Genomic DNA, 18,273 nt, shown 5'->3' with positions numbered 1-18,273 from the left:
CTATCAAACAACGAAATGGCTTTATTGATTCCGGCCCGTTTCTGCGGCTTGATCGAAACTGCATATATGCCTGATCAGGGAGGGCGCTGCGTGACGATGCAGCAGGCAAGTACCCAGATCGCAGCGAGGACCGCTGCCATCATCGCCGAACATCAGGGGCTGGAAGGCCCTCTGCTACCGATCCTGCACGGCATCCAGGACGAGTTCGGCTTCGTGCCGCAGGATGCCCTGCCGGTGATCGCCGACGCGCTCAACATCTCCAACGCCGAGGTGCATGGCGTCGTGACCTTCTATCACGACTACCGCCGCGCCCCTGCCGGCCGCCATGTCGTCAAGCTGTGCCGCGCGGAAGCGTGCCAGTCGATGGGCGGCGATGCACTTGCGGCGAAGCTTCAGGCTCTGCTTGGCATCGGCTTCCACGAGACGTCGGCCGACGGCGCGGTGACGCTCGAACCCGTCTACTGCCTCGGCCTTTGCGCCTGCGCGCCCTCCGCCATGGTTGATGGCGAGGTGATCGGCCGGCTCGACGCGGAGCGGATCGAAGAGATCGCAGCGGAGATTCGGGCATGACGACCATCTACATCCCCCGCGATTCCGGGGCGCTGGCGCTCGGCGCTGAAAAGGTCGTGAAGGCGGTTCAGGCCGAGCTTGCTGCGCGCAATATCGATGCGAAAATCGTGCGCACGGGTTCGCGTGGGCTCTACTGGCTGGAGCCGATGGTGGAGGTGGAAACGGCGGAAGGCCGCATGGCCTATGGCCCGGTGCGCCCGTCCGATGTCGCCGCGCTGTTCGATGCGGAGTTCCTTGCCGGCGGCGAACACGCGAAATCGCTTGGCCGGCCGGAGGACATTCCGTTCCTCGCGAAGCAGACGCGCCTTACATTCGCGCGCTGCGGCATCATCGACCCGGTGTCGCTCGACGACTACCGCGCCCATGGCGGACTGGCCGGGCTCGAGAAAGCCGTCGCGATGGCGCCTCTCGACATCATCCAGGCCGTGACCGACTCCGGCCTGCGCGGGCGTGGAGGTGCGGGCTTTCCGACCGGTATCAAGTGGAAGACCGTCCACGACGCGCCGGGGAACCGCAAATACATCGTCTGCAATGCCGACGAGGGCGACAGCGGCACCTTCGCCGACCGAATGATCATGGAGGGCGACCCCTTCGTGCTGATCGAGGGCATGGCGATCGCCGGCATCGCGACCGGCGCGACCAAGGGCTACATCTATCTGCGCTCGGAGTATCCGCACGCGGTCGCGACGATGAACGCGGCCATCGGCGTCGCGCGCCGGGCGGGCGTCCTCGGACCGCGTGTGCTCGGCTCAACGCACATGTTCGACATGGAAGTGCGCGTCGGCGCGGGCGCCTATGTATGCGGCGAGGAAACCTCGCTTTTGAACTCGCTCGAAGGCAAGCGTGGCGTGGTGCGCGCCAAACCGCCGCTGCCGGCGCTGCAAGGGCTCTTCGGCAAGCCGACGGTCGTCAACAACGTCATCTCGCTCGCCTCCGTGCCGGTCATCCTCGACAAGGGCGCGGCGCATTACAAGGATTTCGGCATGGGCCGCTCGCGCGGCACGATCCCGATCCAGATCGCCGGCAACGTCAAGCATGGCGGGCTGTTCGAGGCGGCTTTCGGATTGAGCCTCGGCGAGATCGTCGACGAGATCGGCGGCGGCACCGCGTCGGGGCGGCCCGTCAAGGCGGTGCAGGTCGGCGGACCGCTCGGCGCCTATTTTCCACGCGCGCTGTTCGACACGCCGTTCGACTACGAAGCGTTCGCCGCGAAGGACGGGCTGATCGGCCATGCCGGGATCGTGGTCTTCGACGACAGCGCCGACATGCTGTCCCAGGCACGGTTTGCGATGGAATTCTGCGCCGTGGAATCCTGCGGCAAGTGCACGCCCTGTCGGATCGGCTCGACGCGCGGCGTCGAGACGCTGGACCGTATCGGCGCGGGCATCGAGCCGAAGGCGAACCTCGCGCTCGTCGCCGACCTCTGCAACACGATGAAATTCGGGTCGCTCTGCGCGCTGGGCGGCTTCACGCCCTATCCGGTGATGAGCGCCATCACGCATTTCTCCGATGATTTCAGGCCGCGCGAAGTCGCGGTCGCAGCCGAATAGGAGAGCCATATGGGTCTCATCCACGAAACCGACTATGGCACACCCGCCGCGAAATCCGACAAGCAGGTAACGCTGACGATCGACGGTCGCTCGGTCACCGTGCCCGAAGGCACGTCGATCATGCGCGCGGCGATGGAAATCGGCACCGAGATTCCGAAGCTTTGCGCGACCGACATGCTGGATTCGTTCGGCTCATGCCGGGTTTGCCTCGTCGAGATCGACGGGCGCGGCGGCACACCCGCCTCCTGCACGACCCCGGTGGCGGAGGGAATTTCCGTCCGCACGCAATCCGACCGGTTGAGCGCGATCCGGCGCGGGGTGATGGAGCTCTACGTCTCCGACCACCCGCTCGGCTGGGACGCGAATTCGGGCCTCGGAGGCAGCGAGTTCGACGCCGTGGTGAAGTCGGTTGGCCTCACTGAAAACCGCTACGGCACGGACGGCCGCAACCATGTCGCGCCCGGCAACGGCTCTCTCAACATCGACTACATCGCGCGAGACACCTCCAACCCCTATTTCGCCTACGACCCGGCGCAGTGTATCGTCTGCTCGCGCTGCGTGCGGGCCTGCGAGGAGGTGCAGGGCACATTCGCGCTGACGGTCGAGGGTCGCGGCTTCGAATCGCGCATCGCCGCCGGGCCGACGAATTTCCTCGAATCCGAGTGCGTATCCTGCGGCGCCTGTGTCCAGGCCTGCCCGACAGACGCGCTGCGCGAGAAGTCGGTTCTTGCCATGGGAATGCCGACGAGTTCGGTCGTCACCACCTGCGCCTATTGCGGCGTCGGCTGCTCGTTCAAGGCGGAGATGCAGGGCGAGGAGCTGGTGCGCATGGTGCCGTGGAAGGACGGCAAGGCCAATCGCGGCCATTCCTGCGTCAAGGGCCGGTTTGCCTATGGCTATTCGAGCCACAAGGACCGCATCCTCAACCCGATGGTTCGCGACAAGATCACCGATCCATGGCGCGAAGTGACGTGGGACGAAGCCTTCGCCCATATTACGAAGGAATTCCGGCGCATCCAGTACCAGTATGGCAAGGGCGCGATCGGCGGCATCACCTCCTCGCGCTGCACGAACGAGGAAACCTATCTCGTCCAGAAGCTCGTGCGGCAGGGCTTCGGCAACAACAATGTCGACACCTGCGCGCGCGTCTGCCATTCGCCGACCGGCTACGGGCTTGGCCAGACCTATGGCACGTCCGCCGGAACGCAGGATTTCGACTCGGTCGAAGCGACCGACGTTGTGATGATCATCGGTGCCAATCCAACCGACGGGCATCCGGTCTTCGCCTCTCGGCTGAAGAAGCGCCTGCGCCAGGGTGCCAAGCTGATCGTTCTTGACCCGCGCCGCACCGACATCGTGCGCTCGGCCCATGTCGAGGCGCAGCACCACCTGCCGCTGAAGCCCGGCACCAACGTCGCGATGCTGACCGCGCTCGCCCATGTAATCGTCACCGAGGGGCTGTTCGACGAGGCGTTCATCCGTGAACGCTGCGACTGGTCGGAGTTCGAGGACTGGGCCGCCTTCGTCGCTGAGCCGCAGAATTCGCCGGAGGTGGTCGGCGCGCTGGCCGGCGTCGAGCCGGAAGAAATCCGCGGCGCGGCGCGCCTTTACGCCACGGGCGGAAATGGCGCGATCTATTACGGGCTCGGCGTCACCGAACATTCACAGGGCTCGACCACCGTCATGGCGATCGCGAACCTTGCCATGGCGACGGGCAATATCGGCCGACCGGGCGTCGGCGTGAACCCGCTGCGCGGCCAGAACAACGTGCAGGGCGCGTGCGACATGGGCTCGTTCCCGCACGAACTGCCGGGCTATCGCCACATCTCGGGCGACGCCGTGCGCGACATCTACGAGAGCCTGTGGAGCACCAAGCTCGACAACGAGCCGGGCCTGCGTATTCCCAACATGCTGGACGCCGCCGTCGAGGGCACGTTCATGGGCATCTACATCCAGGGCGAGGACATTCTCCAGTCCGACCCGGACACAAGGCATGTTTCCGCCGGTCTCGCCGCGATGGAATGCGTCGTCGTCCACGACCTTTTCCTCAACGAGACGGCGAACTACGCTCATGTCTTCCTGCCGGGCTCGACCTTCCTCGAAAAGGACGGGACGTTCACCAATGCCGAGCGCCGCATCAACCGGGTTCGCAAGGTTATGGCACCCAGGAACGGGCTTGCCGACTGGGAAGTGACGCAGAAACTCGCCCAGGCGATGGGGCTCGACTGGAATTACGCTCACCCGTCAGCGATCATGGACGAGATCGCCAAGACGACACCGTCGTTCCAACTCGTTTCCTACGACTATCTCGACAAGATGGGCTCTGTTCAGTGGCCCTGCAACGAGAAGTCGCCGCTTGGAACGCCAATCATGCACATTGACGGCTTCGTTCGCGGCAAGGGCAAGTTCATCCGCACCGAATATGTCGCCACCGACGAGAAGACCGGGCCGCGCTTCCCGCTGCTTCTGACCACCGGGCGCATCCTGTCGCAGTACAATGTTGGCGCGCAGACACGGCGGACGGACAATGTCGTCTGGCATGACGAGGATCGGCTGGAAATCCACCCGCACGACGCGGAACAGCGCGGCCTTCGCGACGGCGACTGGGTGCGGCTGGCAAGCCGGGCCGGCGAAACGACGCTGCGCTCGCTGATCACCGAGCGCGTCGCGCCGGGCGTGGTCTACACGACCTTCCACCACCCGAACACGCAGGCGAACGTCATCACCACCGACTTCTCCGACTGGGCGACGAACTGCCCGGAATACAAGGTGACTGCCGTCCAGGTGACGCCGTCCAACGGCCCATCGGACTGGCAGGTGGATTATCAGGACCAGGCGCGGCAGTCGCGGCGGATCGCGCGGCGGCTGGAGGCGGCGGAGTGAAGGGAACCTGAGATGGCGAGTTCGCGCCGATGACCCGCCCTCCGATCACCCCCCTCCCGCGCCTCGCTCACCGGGCGACCGGCACCTCCAGGGCCGACCGAAACGTGCCGGAGGAAACGGCGGTCGCGCTGTCCTATGGCGGGACGACCCATGCCGTGATGATGGCCTCGCCTGCGGATTTCGAGGATTTCGCGATCGGCTTCTCTCTGACGGAAGGCATCATCGCCTCGACGGACGAGATCGAGGCGATCGACGTCGAGGATCATGGCGCGGGGATCGATATCCAGATCCGGCTGTTCGACAAGGCGAACAAGCGGTTCGAGGCGCGGCGCCGGCGGCTGGCCGGGCCGGTCGGCTGCGGGCTGTGCGGGATCGAATCCATCGACGAGGCGATGCGTGCGGTCCGCGACGTGAGCGGTTCGACGCTGGTGCTACCCGCATACGAGATCACGCAGGCCGTGCGGCTTCTGTCAAAGGTCCAGCCGCTGCACAAGGAGACCGGTGCCGTCCACGCCGCCGGCTTCTACGCGCCGGGTCGCGGCATCCTGATTGCACGGGAGGATGTCGGGCGGCACAATGCGCTCGACAAGCTCGCCGGTGCGCTGGCGCAAGCCGGAATCGACGGCGCATCCGGCGCGATCGTCGTCACCAGTCGCGTCTCGGTCGAGATGGTGCAGAAAACGGCCGCCATCGGCGCTTCGTTCATCATCGCGGTTTCGGCACCGACGGCGCTCGCGATCCGCACGGCCGAGGAGGCCGGCATGACCCTGGTCGCGCTCGTGCGCGGCGACGAGTTCGACATTTTCACCCATCCCGAACGCCTGACGTCCGAAAGCAGCGCCCATGTCGCATGAGGTCTTCAACCCCCACACCAAGCTGATCCGCATGGCGAACCAGATCGGCACCTTCTTCGAATCGAAGCCCCGTCATCTCGGCGTCGCCGGCGTGGCGGAGCACATCAACAAGTTCTGGGAGCCGCGAATGCGCGGCCACTTCTTCGAGGTGGTCGACAAGGGCGGCGAAGGGCTGAAGCCCATCGTGCTCGAAGCCGCAGCCTCGATCCGCCGGCCCGGCCAGCCGGTGAGCCCTGAACAGTCCCGCCAGGCCAATGCCGGCGTGCCGGGCGACAAGGGCGAGGAATCAGGCGAGACCAAGTCACGCATCGCCGCATCGCAGGGTTAAGGAAAAGGCCGGAATGCCCGGCCTTTTCGCTTGCGATCAGAACATCGGCGGATAGGGTCGGCCGCCGCGGTCGAGCGTGATCCAGCGCGTCTCGGTGAATGTTTCGAGCGACCAGCGGCCGCCATGCTTGCCGACGCCCGACGCCTTGAAGCCGCCGAACGGGACATGCGGCTCGTCGTTCACCGAAGAACAGTTGATGTGGCAGTTGCCCGTGTCGAGCTTGTTGACGATGGCAAGCCCCCTTCCCTCGTCGCGCGTCATGACGCCGGCCGACAGGCCATACTCGCTGTCATTGGCGATCTCGACAGCCTCTTCGTCCGTGCGGAACGGGATGACGGGCACGACCGGGCCGAAGGTCTCGTCCTGATAGAGCTTCATGTCCGGCGTCACGCCGGTCAGGATCGTCGGCTCGACGAAACGGCCCTCGATCTTGCCGCCGAGCACGACCTTCGCACCTTTCGCAATGGCGTCATCGAGTTGTTCCTTCACCTTGGCGACCTGCTTGTCGTTGATGAGCGGGCCGATGATGTGCTCCTTGCTCTTGGTCGGGTCGCCGACCTTGAGCTTCTTCGCGCGTTCCACGAACTTCGCCAGGAAATCGTCGAAAATCTTCTCGTGGACGAGCACCTTCTCGACCGACATGCAGATCTGGCCCTGATGCATGAAGGAGCCGAAATTGGCGGCTTGCGTGGCGCGTTCCATCTCGGCGTCGTCGCACACGATCAGCGAATCCTTGCCGCCGAGTTCGACGCAGCACTTTTTCAGATGCGCGCCGGCCTTGGCCGCGACCTGACGGCCGACCGCCGTCGAGCCGGTAAAGGAAATGCCCTTTACGTAAGGATGTTCGATCAATTCGTCGCCGACTTCCTGGACGTTTTCGCGCGAGCAGGTGACGACGTTGAAGACGCCCTTGGGCAGGCCGGCTTCCTCGAAGATTTCGGCGAAGAGCAGCCCGCCGAGATAGGGCGTTTCCTCGGACGGCTTCAAGACGATCGTGTTGCCGGCGACGAGCGGGAACAGGAAGCCGCGGGCGGTGAGGATGCAGGGGAAATTCCAAGGCGAGATGACCGAGACGACGCCCATCGGCCGGCGCGTCGCCATCGAGACCTTTCCATATTCGGACGGCATGACCTCGCCGATCGGGTTCCAGACCGACGCTGCGGCGGCGTGGAAGACTTCCGTGACGTAGCCGGTCTCGAACATGCCCTTGCCGAACCAGCCGCCGCCTTCGGCCTGAATGGCGTCGACGATTTCTGTTTTGCGGCGTTCCCAGATCTCGGCCGCCTTGTGAAGATAGTGAGCGCGCTTTGAGAAGGGCAGAGCGGCCCATTCGGGAAACGCCTTGTGCGCTGCCTCGATGGCGGCCGCCGTCTCGGCGCGACCCGAATCCGGCACCTCGGCCCAGACCGAGCCGTCGGCCGGATTGAGATCCTTGAAGGTCTTCTTCGTCGCGGACCAGCCGCCGCCGATATACATGCCTTCGAAAACACGAGCCATTCTCAAGCCTCCTTATGCTTCTTCCGCTTTTTGGCGGACTTCTTTTTCGGTTGTGAGTCGGCGTCCAGCCTCGCCGCCGGCTGCGGCGGGATCGTGAACGCGGTGAGGGTCTTTCGGCGCGCAGCGACGTGCTCCGCCTGAATGGCGGCGGCGCGTGCCACCACGTCGGACAGGTCGATACGCTGCGGCGCCGCGGGGACCTGCACCTCATCGTCGATGTCGAAGCCGGCGCTGTTGTGCCCGACGCGGCCGTGGCCGCCGTTCAGCTTTGGTGCCGGTGCGGCAGCCGGTTTGCGCGGCAGGACGGGTCGCTCGATCGTTTTGCGACGGTTCGAGACATGGACGGCAAGCCGCTTCGCCGCGCGGTCGGCAAGCGCGGCTGCATCGAGGGCAAGTTCCGTGCGGCGCGGCGCGGTCGACCTTTTGAGGAAGGCCGGGCGCTCCGGTGCAGGCGACGTGCAGGCTCCGCGCGTCAGGCGATTGGACGCCACATGGGCGGCGAGCCGCTCCTGCGCGCGTCGCGCCAAGTCCGCAGCTTGATCGGACAGGCGGCCGGCATCGACGGAGGCGGGTTTCGGCAGTGACGCTTCCCTTGCCGCCACGTCCCACGGATCGGGACCGGCCTTCGGCTCGTAGCGGCCGGCAAAGGCGCTCGGAGCCGCTTTCTCCCGCCGCAGATAGCGCACGAAGGCCGTCTGGATCGCGCCGGCGCGACGTGCGAGATCACCCGCCATGCGCGCCATTGCATCGAGCGTGGCCGGCAAAGCGAGGAAGGGCGGCAGAGCGATGCCGCGTTTCGCGCGGCGCCTGGCGCCATCCGACTTGCCGCCGCCGAGATAGGCGTTCACGACGGCGGGGTCATTCACCAGATTGACCGCCGTGTCTTCCCCGGTGATGAGGCCGTTTTCGATCAGGTAGCCGCGGTCCGCGATGCGCAGGCTGAGCTTGGCGTTCTGTTCGACGAGCAGGATGCCGACGCCTGTCGCCGCCACGGCCTTGAGCGACTTGAACAGTTCCTTCGACAAAAGCGGCGAGAGGCCGAGCGACGGTTCGTCGAGCATCAAAATGTCGGGCTTGGACATCAGCGCGCGGCCGATCGCCACCATCTGCTGCTCGCCGCCCGACATAGTGCGCGCGATCTGGCCCTTGCGCTCGGCAAGGCGTGGGAAGAGCTCGTAGATGCGCTTCAGCGCATCGGCCTCACCCTTGCGGGCACGACCGGCGAAGGCGCCGAGTTGCAGGTTTTCCGCCACCGTCAGATCGCCGAAGATGCCGCGCCCCTCTGGCACCAGCGCAACGCCCTCCTCCACGATCCGGTGCGCCTTGACGCTCGTGATCGGTTTGCCGTTCATCGTGATCTCGGTGCCGGGTTCGGTCTTGACGAGACCCGCGATGGCCTTGAGCAGACTCGACTTGCCGGCACCATTGGCCCCCAGCATGACGCAAATCTCGCCCTTGGCGATCTTCGCGGAGACGCCTTCGAGCGCGAGGTGGCGGCCGTAGCGGACGCCGAGACTTTTCACCTCAAGCATCGTCGTCGTCCCCGAGATAGGCGCGCACGACCTCCGCGTCGGACAACACTTCGGCGACGTCGCCTTCGGCGATCTTGGTGCCGGTGTTCATGACGACGCAGCGGTCGCACAAAGTGCGGATCGCGTCCATCACATGCTCGACCATGATGATCGTGCGACCCTCGCGGCGCAGATCGTCGATCAGGGCGATGCCGATCTGCAACTCGGACGGATTGAGGCCGGCGAGCCACTCGTCGAGCAGCAGCACGCGCGGATCGGATGCAAGCGCGCGCGCCAGTTCGATGCGCTTCTGGTCGATATAGGTCATGGCGGCGACCGGCATGTCGGCGCGGCCTTCGAGCCCGACGCGAGCGAGCAGCGTTTGCGCCAGCGCATGGGCGTCCTTGCCCCAGAGCCGGTTGCGCGCGAAGACGGCGCCTGCCACGACGTTTTCCTCCGCCGTCATCGACGGCAGGATGCGCACGAGTTGGAATGTGCGCGCGACACCCTGGCGCGCGATGTGATGCGCGGCATGGCCGGAAATGCGCTCGCCCTTCAGCCGGATCTCGCCGGCACTCGGGCGCAGCGCGCCGGAGATCAGATTGAGCATCGTCGTCTTGCCGGACCCGTTCGGGCCGATGAGCCCGAGAAGTTCGCCTTCGCGGACGTCAAAGGAAACATCGTTGACGGCGACGAGACCGCCGAACTTCTTCTGCGCGCGGTCGACGGAGAGGATGGCGCTCATGCGACCTTCTCCCCGCCCACGGTCTTTTCAGACCGCTTCATCCGCGCTCGCATCTGCTCCAGCCGTCCCGTCACGCCGTCCGGCAGGAGATAGACGATGGCGAGGAAGGCGAGGCCCATGACGATGGGCGTGTGGTTGGGGAATTGCGCCGAGACCTGATCGAACAGGATCGTGAACGGAATGACGCCGACGAGCGGGCCCCACAGGCGCTTCGTGCCGCCGAGCAGCGCCATGATGACGACGAGGAAGGAGATCATCGGATTGAAGGCGGATGGCGGCTCGATATAGGCGTAGCGGGGGGCAGAGATCGCGCCGGCGATGCCGATGAAGGCGCCCGAGATCATGAACAGGATGATTTTGGCGCGGGCGGTGTCGATGCCGACATGGCGCGCGACCGTCTCGTCATTGCCGATGATTTTCATTGCGAAGCCGAGCTTCGAGCGGCCGATCAGCCAGCCGGTGACGAAGACGGCGACCGTCAAGGCGAGAAGCATCCAGTAGATGTGAACCTCGGTGAAGTCGGTGAAGACGTAGAGTCCCATCCGGGTCGACACTTTCGTCTGCGTCCACGAGACGAGTTGGCGGACGAGTTCAGCGAGGCCCAGCGTGAAGATGACGAAATAGACGCCCGAAAGCCGCAACGTCGCCGCGCCGACAAGCCCGGCGAGAACCGCCGCGACGAGGCCCCCTCCAAGAACGAGGACGAAGAACGGCACATGGTCGACCCAAAGCCCCACCGTATAGGTGCCGAGGCCGAAGAATGCGGCGGTGGCGAGCGAGATGTAGTGCGTTGGGCCGGAGAACAGCGTCCAGGCCGTGCAGAGCGCCGCATAAAGCATCAGGTTGACGCCGAGCGACAGGTAATAGCCCTGGCTGAAGAGCGGCAGCGTCGCGAGTGCCGCCACGGCGATGGCGCCGAGAAGGCCGACGCGGACTTCCGACTGGTCGAGCGTCATGTCGACTGCCTCCCGAACATTCCCTGCGGGCGGAAGAGAAGCACGATGATGAAGAGCGCATAGGTCGCGGCGATGGTCAGGCCCGGATCGATGAGGCTTGCCACCGCGGTTTCGGTCACGCCGAGAATGAGTGCCGCGAGCACCGCGCCGCGAATGTCGCCGACGCCGCCCATGATGACGATGATCAGCGCCTTCATGGTGAAGACGACGCCCATCGACGCGTTGAACGTATAGAAGGTCGACAGCAACGCCCCGCCGCAGGCCGTCAATGCGCCGCCGAGCGCGAAGGCGAAGGCGGCCGTCTTCGCCACATCGATGGCGACGAGCCTGGCCGAATTCGGATCGGCCGCAACGGCGCGGACGGCCGTGCCCTGCCGGGTTCGATAAAGGAAAACATAGAGCGCAAGGGCGATGACAACCGCTGCGCCGAAAGCCACCACGCGGTTCAGCCCGAACGGGTTGCCGAGGATCACGAAGCGCTCGGCAAGGAAGGTGTAGGAGAAATATGAACCGCCGAAGGCGAGCAGCATCAGGCCCTGCAAGAGGAAAAGCAGGCCGAAGGTCGCGAGAATGGAATCCACCTCGAGCATTCCGCGGTTCTTCGCCCTCTCGACGAGCGGCTTCAAAAGGACCGCGTAGATCGCCCAATTGATGATGAAGGCTGCCGGCGCGATGAGAAACAGCCCGGCCAATGGATTGATCTGCATCGCCGTGAACAGCCAGAAGGCGATGAAGCAGGCCGCGACGAAGGTTTCGCCATTGGCAAGGTTCATGATGCGCGCGACGCCGTATTGCAGGGTCAGCCCGAGCGCGATCAGCGCGTAGGTTCCTCCCAGCAATATGCCCGTGATGATGATCTGCATTCTCTAAGCTACCACTCCGTTCCTGTCGCGGCAGAGCCAGAAGCGCCATCCCGGACAGGCCGGGATGGCGCGGTCTGGAGACTTATTCCCAGCCGTCCTTCTTGACCGGCTCGATCGCCCCGTCGATGCCGTTGGCGGCGACGCCGTAGAAGGTGCCGTCCTTCCACTGGCCGACGGTCCACAGATTGCGGTTGATGTTGTTGTCGAAGCGAATCTCGCCCATCACCGTGTCGAAAGTGCCGGTCCTGATCGCCTCGACGACGGTCTCGCGATCCTTGGTGCCGGCCGCCTCGATCGCCTGCTCGAGCACCTGGAGGCCCGAATAGGTGACCGCGCTCGCCCAGTAATCGGCATCCGCGCCCGTCACTTCCTTGTGCCTGGCGCGGTATTCCTTGATCTTCTCGTCATCCGGGTTGGTGCCGCCGGCACCCAGGACACCGTTCGCCGTCGCGCCGAAACGGCCGGCATAGGCCGGGAAGGACGCGCCGACGCCGACATAGAAGGCACCGACGTCAAGGTCCTGGATCTGTGCCTGCTCGGTGAGCGCGAAGGTGTCGCCGGGATAGGAGAAGCCGACGAAGGCGTCGGGTGCTGCGGCCTTCGCCTGGCTGACGATCGGTGCGACGTCCTGCGTGCCGAGCGGATAGGACGCTTCGTAGACGATCTCGAAGCCTGCCGCTTCGAGCGCCGGCTTGCCGGCGCCGGCCAGTTCCAGTCCGAACGCGTCGGCGACGTGGACGAGCGCCACCTTGTTGCCGATCTCGCCGGCATCATACAGCTTCTTCAGGGCCTCGGCCGTGCCTTCGGCCAGTTCCCTCGACGTGCCCAGCATCCAGAACGAGTTCGGCCAGCGCTCGGCGAACTCCTCGACGCCGTCGGTGATCGCGCTGGTCGTGATGTGCGGATAGCCATAGCGCGCGATGATCGGCGCGGTGGCGACATTGAGCCCGGTCGAATAGGGCGTGACGATGAAGTCCACCTCGTCGACTGTCGCCAGGCGCTGGATGTTCTGGACGGCGGTCTCGGCCGAGGTCCGGTCGTCATACTCGACCAGTTCGATCATCATCTGCTGGTCGCCGACCTGAAGACCGCCGCGGCCGTTCACTTCAGAAACCCAAAGCTGGATGTTCGGCCAGTGGCTGACCGTCGCGCCGGCCGCGAGCGGTCCGGTCTTCGGCGCACTGGCGCCGATCTTGATCGTTTCCTGCGCCGCCGCGTGTCCGGCGAGTGCCAGCGTCGCGGCGCCGGCTGCGAGTGCGATGAACGTGCGTCTGATCATGTCCTGTCTCCTCCCAATGTTTCCAAGGTCCGGCATCCTCCTGCCGGTCTTCGTTTTCAGATCGGATAGTCCGGTTGGCCGCTCTGAATCGTGATCCACCGCAATTCGGTGAATGCGTCGATGCCCGCCCGGCCGCCGAAACGGCCATGGCCCGACGACTTGACCCCGCCGAACGGCATTTGCGGTTCGTCGTGGATGGTCGCCGAATTGATGTGGCAGATGCCGGTTTCAAGGCGCTGTGCGAGGCTAAGCGCGCGCGTGACATCACGACCGAACACGGCCGCCGAAAGCCCGTATTCGGTGTCGTTGGCGATCGAGACGGCCTCATCCACGTCCGAAAAGCGAATGAGCGAAGCGACGGGGCCGAAGCTCTCCTCGTAATAGAGGCGCATGTTCGGCGTCACACCGTCGAGGACCGTCGCATCGAGCCAGACCGAGCGCTGTTCGCCGCCGACGACGAGGCGTGCCCCCTTCTGGACGGCATCGTCGATCAACGCCTTGACGCGTTCGGCCGCCTGCTCGCTGATCATCGGGCCGATTTCATTTGCGCCGTCGCGCGGATCGCCGAGCCTCAGGCGCCTTACCTGCGCCTTCAGACGCTCGAGGAATGCATCGGCGACCGTCTCCTGCACGACCAGCCGCTCGGTGGACATGCAAATCTGGCCCTGGTTGAAGAAGGTGCCGAAAGCGGCGGCGCGGGCGGCCTCGTCGAGATCCGCATCGTCGAGAACGATCAGAGGCGCCTTGCCGCCGAGTTCCAGCAGCGCCGGCGTCAAATGACGTGCGGCGATTTCCGCGATGATCCGGCCCGACCTGGTGGACCCGGTGAAGTTGACGCGCCGCACGGCCGGATGCGCGATCAGGACCTCGACGATCTCCTGCGCGCGGTCCTCCTGATTGTGGACCACCGCGATCGCACCTTCGGGAAGTCCGGCATCGGCGAAGATGTCGCAGACCAGCGCATGGGTGCCGGGACACAGTTCCGATGCCTTGAATACCACCGTATTGCCACAGGCCAGGGGCATGGCGATCGAGCGCACCGAGAGCACGACCGGCGCATTCCAGGGCGCCAGCGACAACACCACGCCGCAAGGCTGGCGCAACGCCATCGCGAAGGAGCCCGGGCGATCGGCGGGGATGGTCTCGCCCGCCACTTGTGTTGTCAGCGCGGCCGCCTCGCGCAGAATCGACGCACCGAGCCGGCAGTTCAGTTCGCTCCATGCGCGGGTGCCGCCGGTTTCTTCGGCGATCTTCGCGACGAAGATTTCGGTGCGCGCGAGAAGCAAGTCGGCGGCGCGGTTCAGGATGGCGCGCCGATCGGACGGCGATGTGGCAGACCATTGCGGGAATGCGGCGGCCGCGCGATTGGCCGCATGGCGGGCCTCGGGGATGTTCGAGGCGTGGACGCGAGTGACGACCGTCCCCGTCAGGGGGCCGACGCGTTCCAGATGGGGTGCCTCGACGGCCTGCCCCATGGGCGCCGCGAGCCGCGCTGCCTTCGCCAAATCATCCTCCCAGCGAAGCGTGAATTCCGCTTCAGCCGCCACGGCCCGTTTCGGGCTCCGTTCTCCCGGCGACAACTTCGATTGAAGCGCAAGCCATCGGCACTTGATATGAATAAATCCGGTGATCTATTGTAAATATCTGGCCTCGGCTTGGAGGGCAAATGGACGTCGGCACGATCGATTGCGGGTTGCACGCGCGGTTCTGGTCCTTCAACGGGCCGACGGGAACCATGACGCGCCAACTCGTCCTGTTGACCGATGGCGGCGGCGAGGCCGACGCGGGCGGCCAAAGGCTCGCCATCGCCGCTCCCGCACTTCTGTGGCTCGGCGATATGAAGCCCGGCCGCCTGCGGCTTGAAGCCGGCGCAACGGGACTTCGCGCGCAAATCGGCGACGACACGCTCGTCGAGGCCATCGGCGACGAGGCGCACTCGGTCGCCCTGCGATACCTCGTCGACCGCGACTTCACGCTTTCGCTCGCAGGTCACGCGGAGGCGTTGGGGGTGATCGAGCGCTGCCTGAGCGCCGCGATCGCGGAGCGGCGCCAGCCGCAGGAGGCTTCCGCACTGTTGTTGTCGGCGCTTTTGCGCATCGTGCTCGTGTCGATGCTGCGCGTTTCGGGCGGACGGGAATCGCTGCCAGGAATCGGCGAGCGGATGAGCCTTCTTCAACGCTTCCGCCAGCTCGTCGAGATGAATTTCCGCAATCACTGGCAGGTCGCGCGTTATGCAGATGCGCTGGGCGTCACGCCCGACCGGTTGCACGCGATCTGCACCGACGGCATCGGCAAGTCGCCCAAGGCGCTTGTTTCAGAACGCCTTGCGCGCGAGGCGATGCTGCGGCTGGAGCGCTCGTCGCTGACGATCCAGCAACTCGGCCATTCGCTCGGCTTTTCCGACCCGGCACATTTTTCAAGCTTTTTCCGCAAGATGACGGGGACGCCGCCCGGTCGCTATCGCCGCGCCGTGATCGACGCGCGGGCCGACCACGGCCGTGCCGTGCATGTGCCGAGCTTTGCGGAATGGCCCTGATCAGGACGCCGTGTGCCGCCGGCGCACCGATGCAGGACGCCCGGCAATCGCAAGACGCGAATCGTTACGCGCCTTGCGCGACACGACCTGCCCTTTCGAGACGACGCAGAGCCTGTCCGGTCGCAGCCGCAGCGCCTCGATCGGGTTGCCGGCGTCGAGAACGACGAGGCTGGCAATGTTGCCGACCGCGAGCCCATAGGCTTCGAGGCCCATGATCGCCGCATTTTCGCTCGTCACCATGTCGAAGCAGCGGCGCATGTCGGCCGGGCTCGTCATCTGCGCCACATGAAGCCCCATGAAGGCGACGTCGAGCATGTCGGCCGTGCCCAGCGAATACCAGGGGTCGAGGACGCAGTCCTGGCCGAAGCCGACGCGGATGCCGGCCTTGAGCATCTCGGGCACACGGGTCATGCCCCGGCGCTTGGGGTAGCTGTCATGGCGGCCTTGCAGAACGATGTTGATCAGCGGATTCGGCACGGCCGAGACCTCCGCCTCCGCCATCAGCGGCAGGAGCTTGGAGACGTAGTAGTTGTCCATCGAATGCATCGAGGTCAGATGCGAGCCGTTGACCCGGCCCTGCAACCCCAAACGCTGCGTCTCATATGCCAGTTGTTCGATGTGCCGCGACAAGGGATCGTCGGTTTCGTCGCAATGCATGTCGACACGCAGGCCACGTTCGGCGGCAATTTCGCATAGTTCGGTCACCGAGCGGCGGCCGTCCTCCATCGTGCGTTCGAAATGGGGAATGCCGCCGACGATGTCGATGCCAAGGGCGAGCGCGCGGACCGTGTTTTCGCGCGCCGTCGGGTCGCGGTAGAAGCCATCCTGCGGGAAGGCGACCAGTTGCAGGTCGAGATAGGGCGCCACGGTCTTCTTCACGTCGAGCAGCGCCTCGACGGCGAGCAGCCGGTCGTCGCAGGTGTCGACATGGGTGCGGATGGCCAGAAGGCCCATCGAGACCGCCCAGTCGCAATAGGCGAGCGCCCTCTCCTTCACCGCCTCATGCGTCAGCAGTGGCTTCAGTTCGCCCCAAAGGCCGATGCCCTCCAGAAGCGTGCCGGACGCGTTGATGCGCGGCGTGCCATAGGAGAGCGTCGCGTCCATGTGGAAATGCGGATCGACGAAAGGCGGTGCGACGAGATCGCCGGCGGCGTCGATCACTTCGCCCGCATCGACATCGATATGCGGTTCGATTGCCGCGATGCGGCCGCCATGAATGCCGATGTCGGCAACGCGTCCGTCAGCCAGCGTTCCGCCCTTGATGATCAGATCGAAATTCATTGCCGCCTCTTCCGGTCGCACTCTTTGCCGAAGATCTGTCAGGTCACGCAGGCCAGCATGATCGCCTCGCGCAACTCCTCGAGCCCCTCGTTCCTTTCGGACGAGGTGGCCAGGACGACGGGGAATGCCGCCGGCCGGCGCTTGATCTTCAGCGTCGTCTCGTCGATCAGCGGCTGGATGCCAGCGGTCTTGATCTTGTCGGTCTTGGTCAGAACCACCTGATAGGAACATGCCGCCTTGTCGAGCAGGTCCATCACGTCGGAATCGTTCTGCTTCACGCCATGGCGGGAATCGATGAGGAGATAGACCCGCTTAAGCGTGACGCGGCCCTTGAGATAGTCGAAGACGAGTTTCGTCCAGGCGTCGACCTGTGACTTCGGCGCCTTGGCGAAGCCATAGCCGGGCATGTCGACCAGCGCCATGGGCGGCAGGTCGCCTGCCTGTCCCGAAAAGCCATCGGGGACGAAATAGTTGAGTTCCTGCGTGCGGCCGGGCGTGTTCGACGTGCGCGCAAGGCCCTTACGGGCCACGAGCGCGTTGATCAGGGACGACTTGCCGACATTCGACCTTCCGGCGAAGGCGATTTCGGGCGGGCCTTCAGGGGGCAGGAACTTCATCGACGGGACGCCGCGAATGAAGATCCAGTTCTTGGGGAACGGCGCCGCCACGATCGGGGCCGGCCGGGGGTCTTCCATATCGCTCAACGTCAATCTCCACGGCCATAAGGACCGTGGATGGCATTGAGCTTTCAGCCCGCCTTGTCAAGCGCAGGCGGACCGATGCCGCCCGGCCGGACATGATGATCCGGCCGGGCAAGCGATCATCAGGGCAGAAGGACGCGGTTGACGACGTGAATGACGCCGTTCGACTGGTTGACGTCCGCCGTTGTCACGACGCTGGTCGTGCCGTTCGAATCCGTCACGGCGACGCCGCGCCCGGACGGCACCACGGTCAGCGTTCCACCCTGCACCGTGGTCAACTGGGCTTCGCCGCCACCTGCATTGGCGCGGCGCAGAAGCTCGGGACCGCTCAGCTTGCCGGGAACGACATGATAGGTCAGGACGCTCGTGAGCTGGCCCTTGTTTTCAGCCATGAGCAGCGTGTCGACGGTGCCTGCGGGCAGCATCGCGAACGCGTCATTGACCGGCGCGAAAACCGTGAACGGGCCGGGGCCGGACAGGGTGCCGGCAAGGTCGGCGGCCTGGACGGCGGCGACGAGCGTGGTGTGGATCGGCGAGTTCACGGCGTTCTCGACGATGTTGCGCTCGACGAGCATCGGCGCGCCGCCCACTGTCGGATTGTCCTGAGCCGATGCCGGCACGGCCAGCGCAATTGCTGCGGATACCATAAGGGTCGTGATCGAAAGCTTCTTCATGATGCCTCTCCCAAGGAATGTTGTCGTTGACATGTCCAGTTACGG

The 18,273-nt window shown here is 65.2% G+C and carries 15 protein-coding genes and 1 pseudogene; 6 read left to right on the top strand and 10 right to left on the bottom strand.

Features of this window, described 5'->3' with window-relative positions; all coding sequences use genetic code 11:
* Window positions 1-90: 90 nt before the first annotated feature.
* From PZ895_RS04650 to PZ895_RS04630, 5 genes are read left to right on the top strand one after another with little or no spacing between them, the layout of a single operon-like run.
* Window positions 91-570, top strand: coding sequence for a formate dehydrogenase subunit gamma (locus tag PZ895_RS04650; protein WP_275837812.1), 480 nt, complete (start codon window positions 91-93; stop codon window positions 568-570).
* Window positions 567-2,120, top strand: coding sequence for an NADH-quinone oxidoreductase subunit NuoF (locus PZ895_RS04645; RefSeq protein ID WP_275837811.1), 1,554 nt, complete (start codon window positions 567-569; stop codon window positions 2,118-2,120). Before PZ895_RS04650 ends, PZ895_RS04645 begins: the two co-directional genes overlap by 4 nt.
* A 9-nt stretch (window positions 2,121-2,129) precedes the next feature.
* Window positions 2,130-5,003 carry a formate dehydrogenase subunit alpha gene (gene fdhF, locus PZ895_RS04640; protein WP_275837810.1) on the top strand — a complete coding sequence of 958 codons (2,874 nt, stop codon included), beginning with the start codon at window positions 2,130-2,132 and terminating at the stop codon, window positions 5,001-5,003.
* A gap of 29 nt (window positions 5,004-5,032) precedes the next feature.
* Window positions 5,033-5,857 (top strand): formate dehydrogenase accessory sulfurtransferase FdhD, encoded by an 825-nt coding sequence (gene fdhD, locus PZ895_RS04635; protein ID WP_275837809.1) that lies wholly within the window; start codon window positions 5,033-5,035, stop codon window positions 5,855-5,857.
* Window positions 5,847-6,185, top strand: coding sequence for a formate dehydrogenase subunit delta (locus PZ895_RS04630; RefSeq protein ID WP_275837808.1), 339 nt, complete (start codon window positions 5,847-5,849; stop codon window positions 6,183-6,185). Before fdhD ends, PZ895_RS04630 begins: the two co-directional genes overlap by 11 nt.
* Before the next feature lie 36 nt (window positions 6,186-6,221).
* Here PZ895_RS04630 and PZ895_RS04625 read toward each other — a convergent pair whose 3' ends face one another.
* From PZ895_RS04625 to PZ895_RS04595, 7 genes and pseudogenes are all read right to left on the bottom strand, one after another.
* Window positions 6,222-7,682 carry an aldehyde dehydrogenase family protein gene (locus PZ895_RS04625; RefSeq protein WP_275837807.1) on the bottom strand — a complete coding sequence of 487 codons (1,461 nt, stop codon included), beginning with the start codon at window positions 7,680-7,682 and terminating at the stop codon, window positions 6,222-6,224.
* An 827-nt stretch (window positions 7,683-8,509) separates the two neighbouring features.
* Window positions 8,510-9,214, bottom strand: a pseudogene (locus PZ895_RS04620) (ABC transporter ATP-binding protein); the annotation flags it as partial.
* Window positions 9,207-9,938 (bottom strand): ABC transporter ATP-binding protein, encoded by a 732-nt coding sequence (locus PZ895_RS04615; RefSeq protein WP_275837806.1) that lies wholly within the window; start codon window positions 9,936-9,938, stop codon window positions 9,207-9,209. The pseudogene PZ895_RS04620 and the gene PZ895_RS04615, both read right to left, overlap by 8 nt.
* Complete coding sequence (locus PZ895_RS04610) at window positions 9,935-10,894, bottom strand: branched-chain amino acid ABC transporter permease (RefSeq protein WP_275837805.1); 960 nt, start codon at window positions 10,892-10,894, stop codon at window positions 9,935-9,937. Before PZ895_RS04610 ends, PZ895_RS04615 begins: the two co-directional genes overlap by 4 nt.
* Complete coding sequence (locus tag PZ895_RS04605; RefSeq protein WP_275837804.1) at window positions 10,891-11,757, bottom strand: branched-chain amino acid ABC transporter permease; 867 nt, start codon at window positions 11,755-11,757, stop codon at window positions 10,891-10,893. The genes PZ895_RS04610 and PZ895_RS04605 overlap by 4 nt, the downstream gene beginning before the upstream one ends.
* Window positions 11,758-11,839: 82 nt before the next feature.
* On the bottom strand, window positions 11,840-13,036 hold the full coding sequence (locus tag PZ895_RS04600; protein ID WP_275837803.1) for an amino acid ABC transporter substrate-binding protein: 1,197 nt from the start codon (window positions 13,034-13,036) through the stop codon (window positions 11,840-11,842).
* Window positions 13,037-13,092: 56 nt separating this feature from the next.
* Window positions 13,093-14,511, bottom strand: a complete 1,419-nt coding sequence (locus PZ895_RS04595; protein WP_275837948.1) for an aldehyde dehydrogenase — start codon at window positions 14,509-14,511, stop codon at window positions 13,093-13,095.
* Window positions 14,512-14,702: 191 nt separating this feature from the next.
* On the opposite strand from PZ895_RS04595, the gene PZ895_RS04590 reads away from it, so the two are divergent.
* Window positions 14,703-15,572, top strand: a complete 870-nt coding sequence (locus PZ895_RS04590; RefSeq protein ID WP_275837802.1) for an AraC family transcriptional regulator — start codon at window positions 14,703-14,705, stop codon at window positions 15,570-15,572.
* Here PZ895_RS04590 and PZ895_RS04585 read toward each other — a convergent pair whose 3' ends face one another.
* From PZ895_RS04585 to PZ895_RS04575, 3 genes are all read right to left on the bottom strand, one after another.
* Window positions 15,573-16,853, bottom strand: coding sequence for an amidohydrolase family protein (locus PZ895_RS04585; protein ID WP_275837801.1), 1,281 nt, complete (start codon window positions 16,851-16,853; stop codon window positions 15,573-15,575).
* A 38-nt stretch (window positions 16,854-16,891) separates the two neighbouring features.
* A complete protein-coding gene (gene yihA / locus PZ895_RS04580; protein ID WP_275837947.1) occupies window positions 16,892-17,548 on the bottom strand; it encodes a ribosome biogenesis GTP-binding protein YihA/YsxC in 657 nt (218 codons plus the stop codon).
* A 128-nt stretch (window positions 17,549-17,676) separates the two neighbouring features.
* On the bottom strand, window positions 17,677-18,228 hold the full coding sequence (locus PZ895_RS04575; RefSeq protein WP_275837799.1) for a fasciclin domain-containing protein: 552 nt from the start codon (window positions 18,226-18,228) through the stop codon (window positions 17,677-17,679).
* Window positions 18,229-18,273: the final 45 nt, after the last annotated feature.

The organism is Mesorhizobium sp. YIM 152430, from assembly GCF_029210365.1.
Classification (GTDB): domain Bacteria; phylum Pseudomonadota; class Alphaproteobacteria; order Rhizobiales; family Rhizobiaceae; genus Aliihoeflea.
The sequence above is the reverse complement of the archived record's forward strand: the minus strand, read 5'-3'. Positions and strand labels throughout refer to the sequence as shown.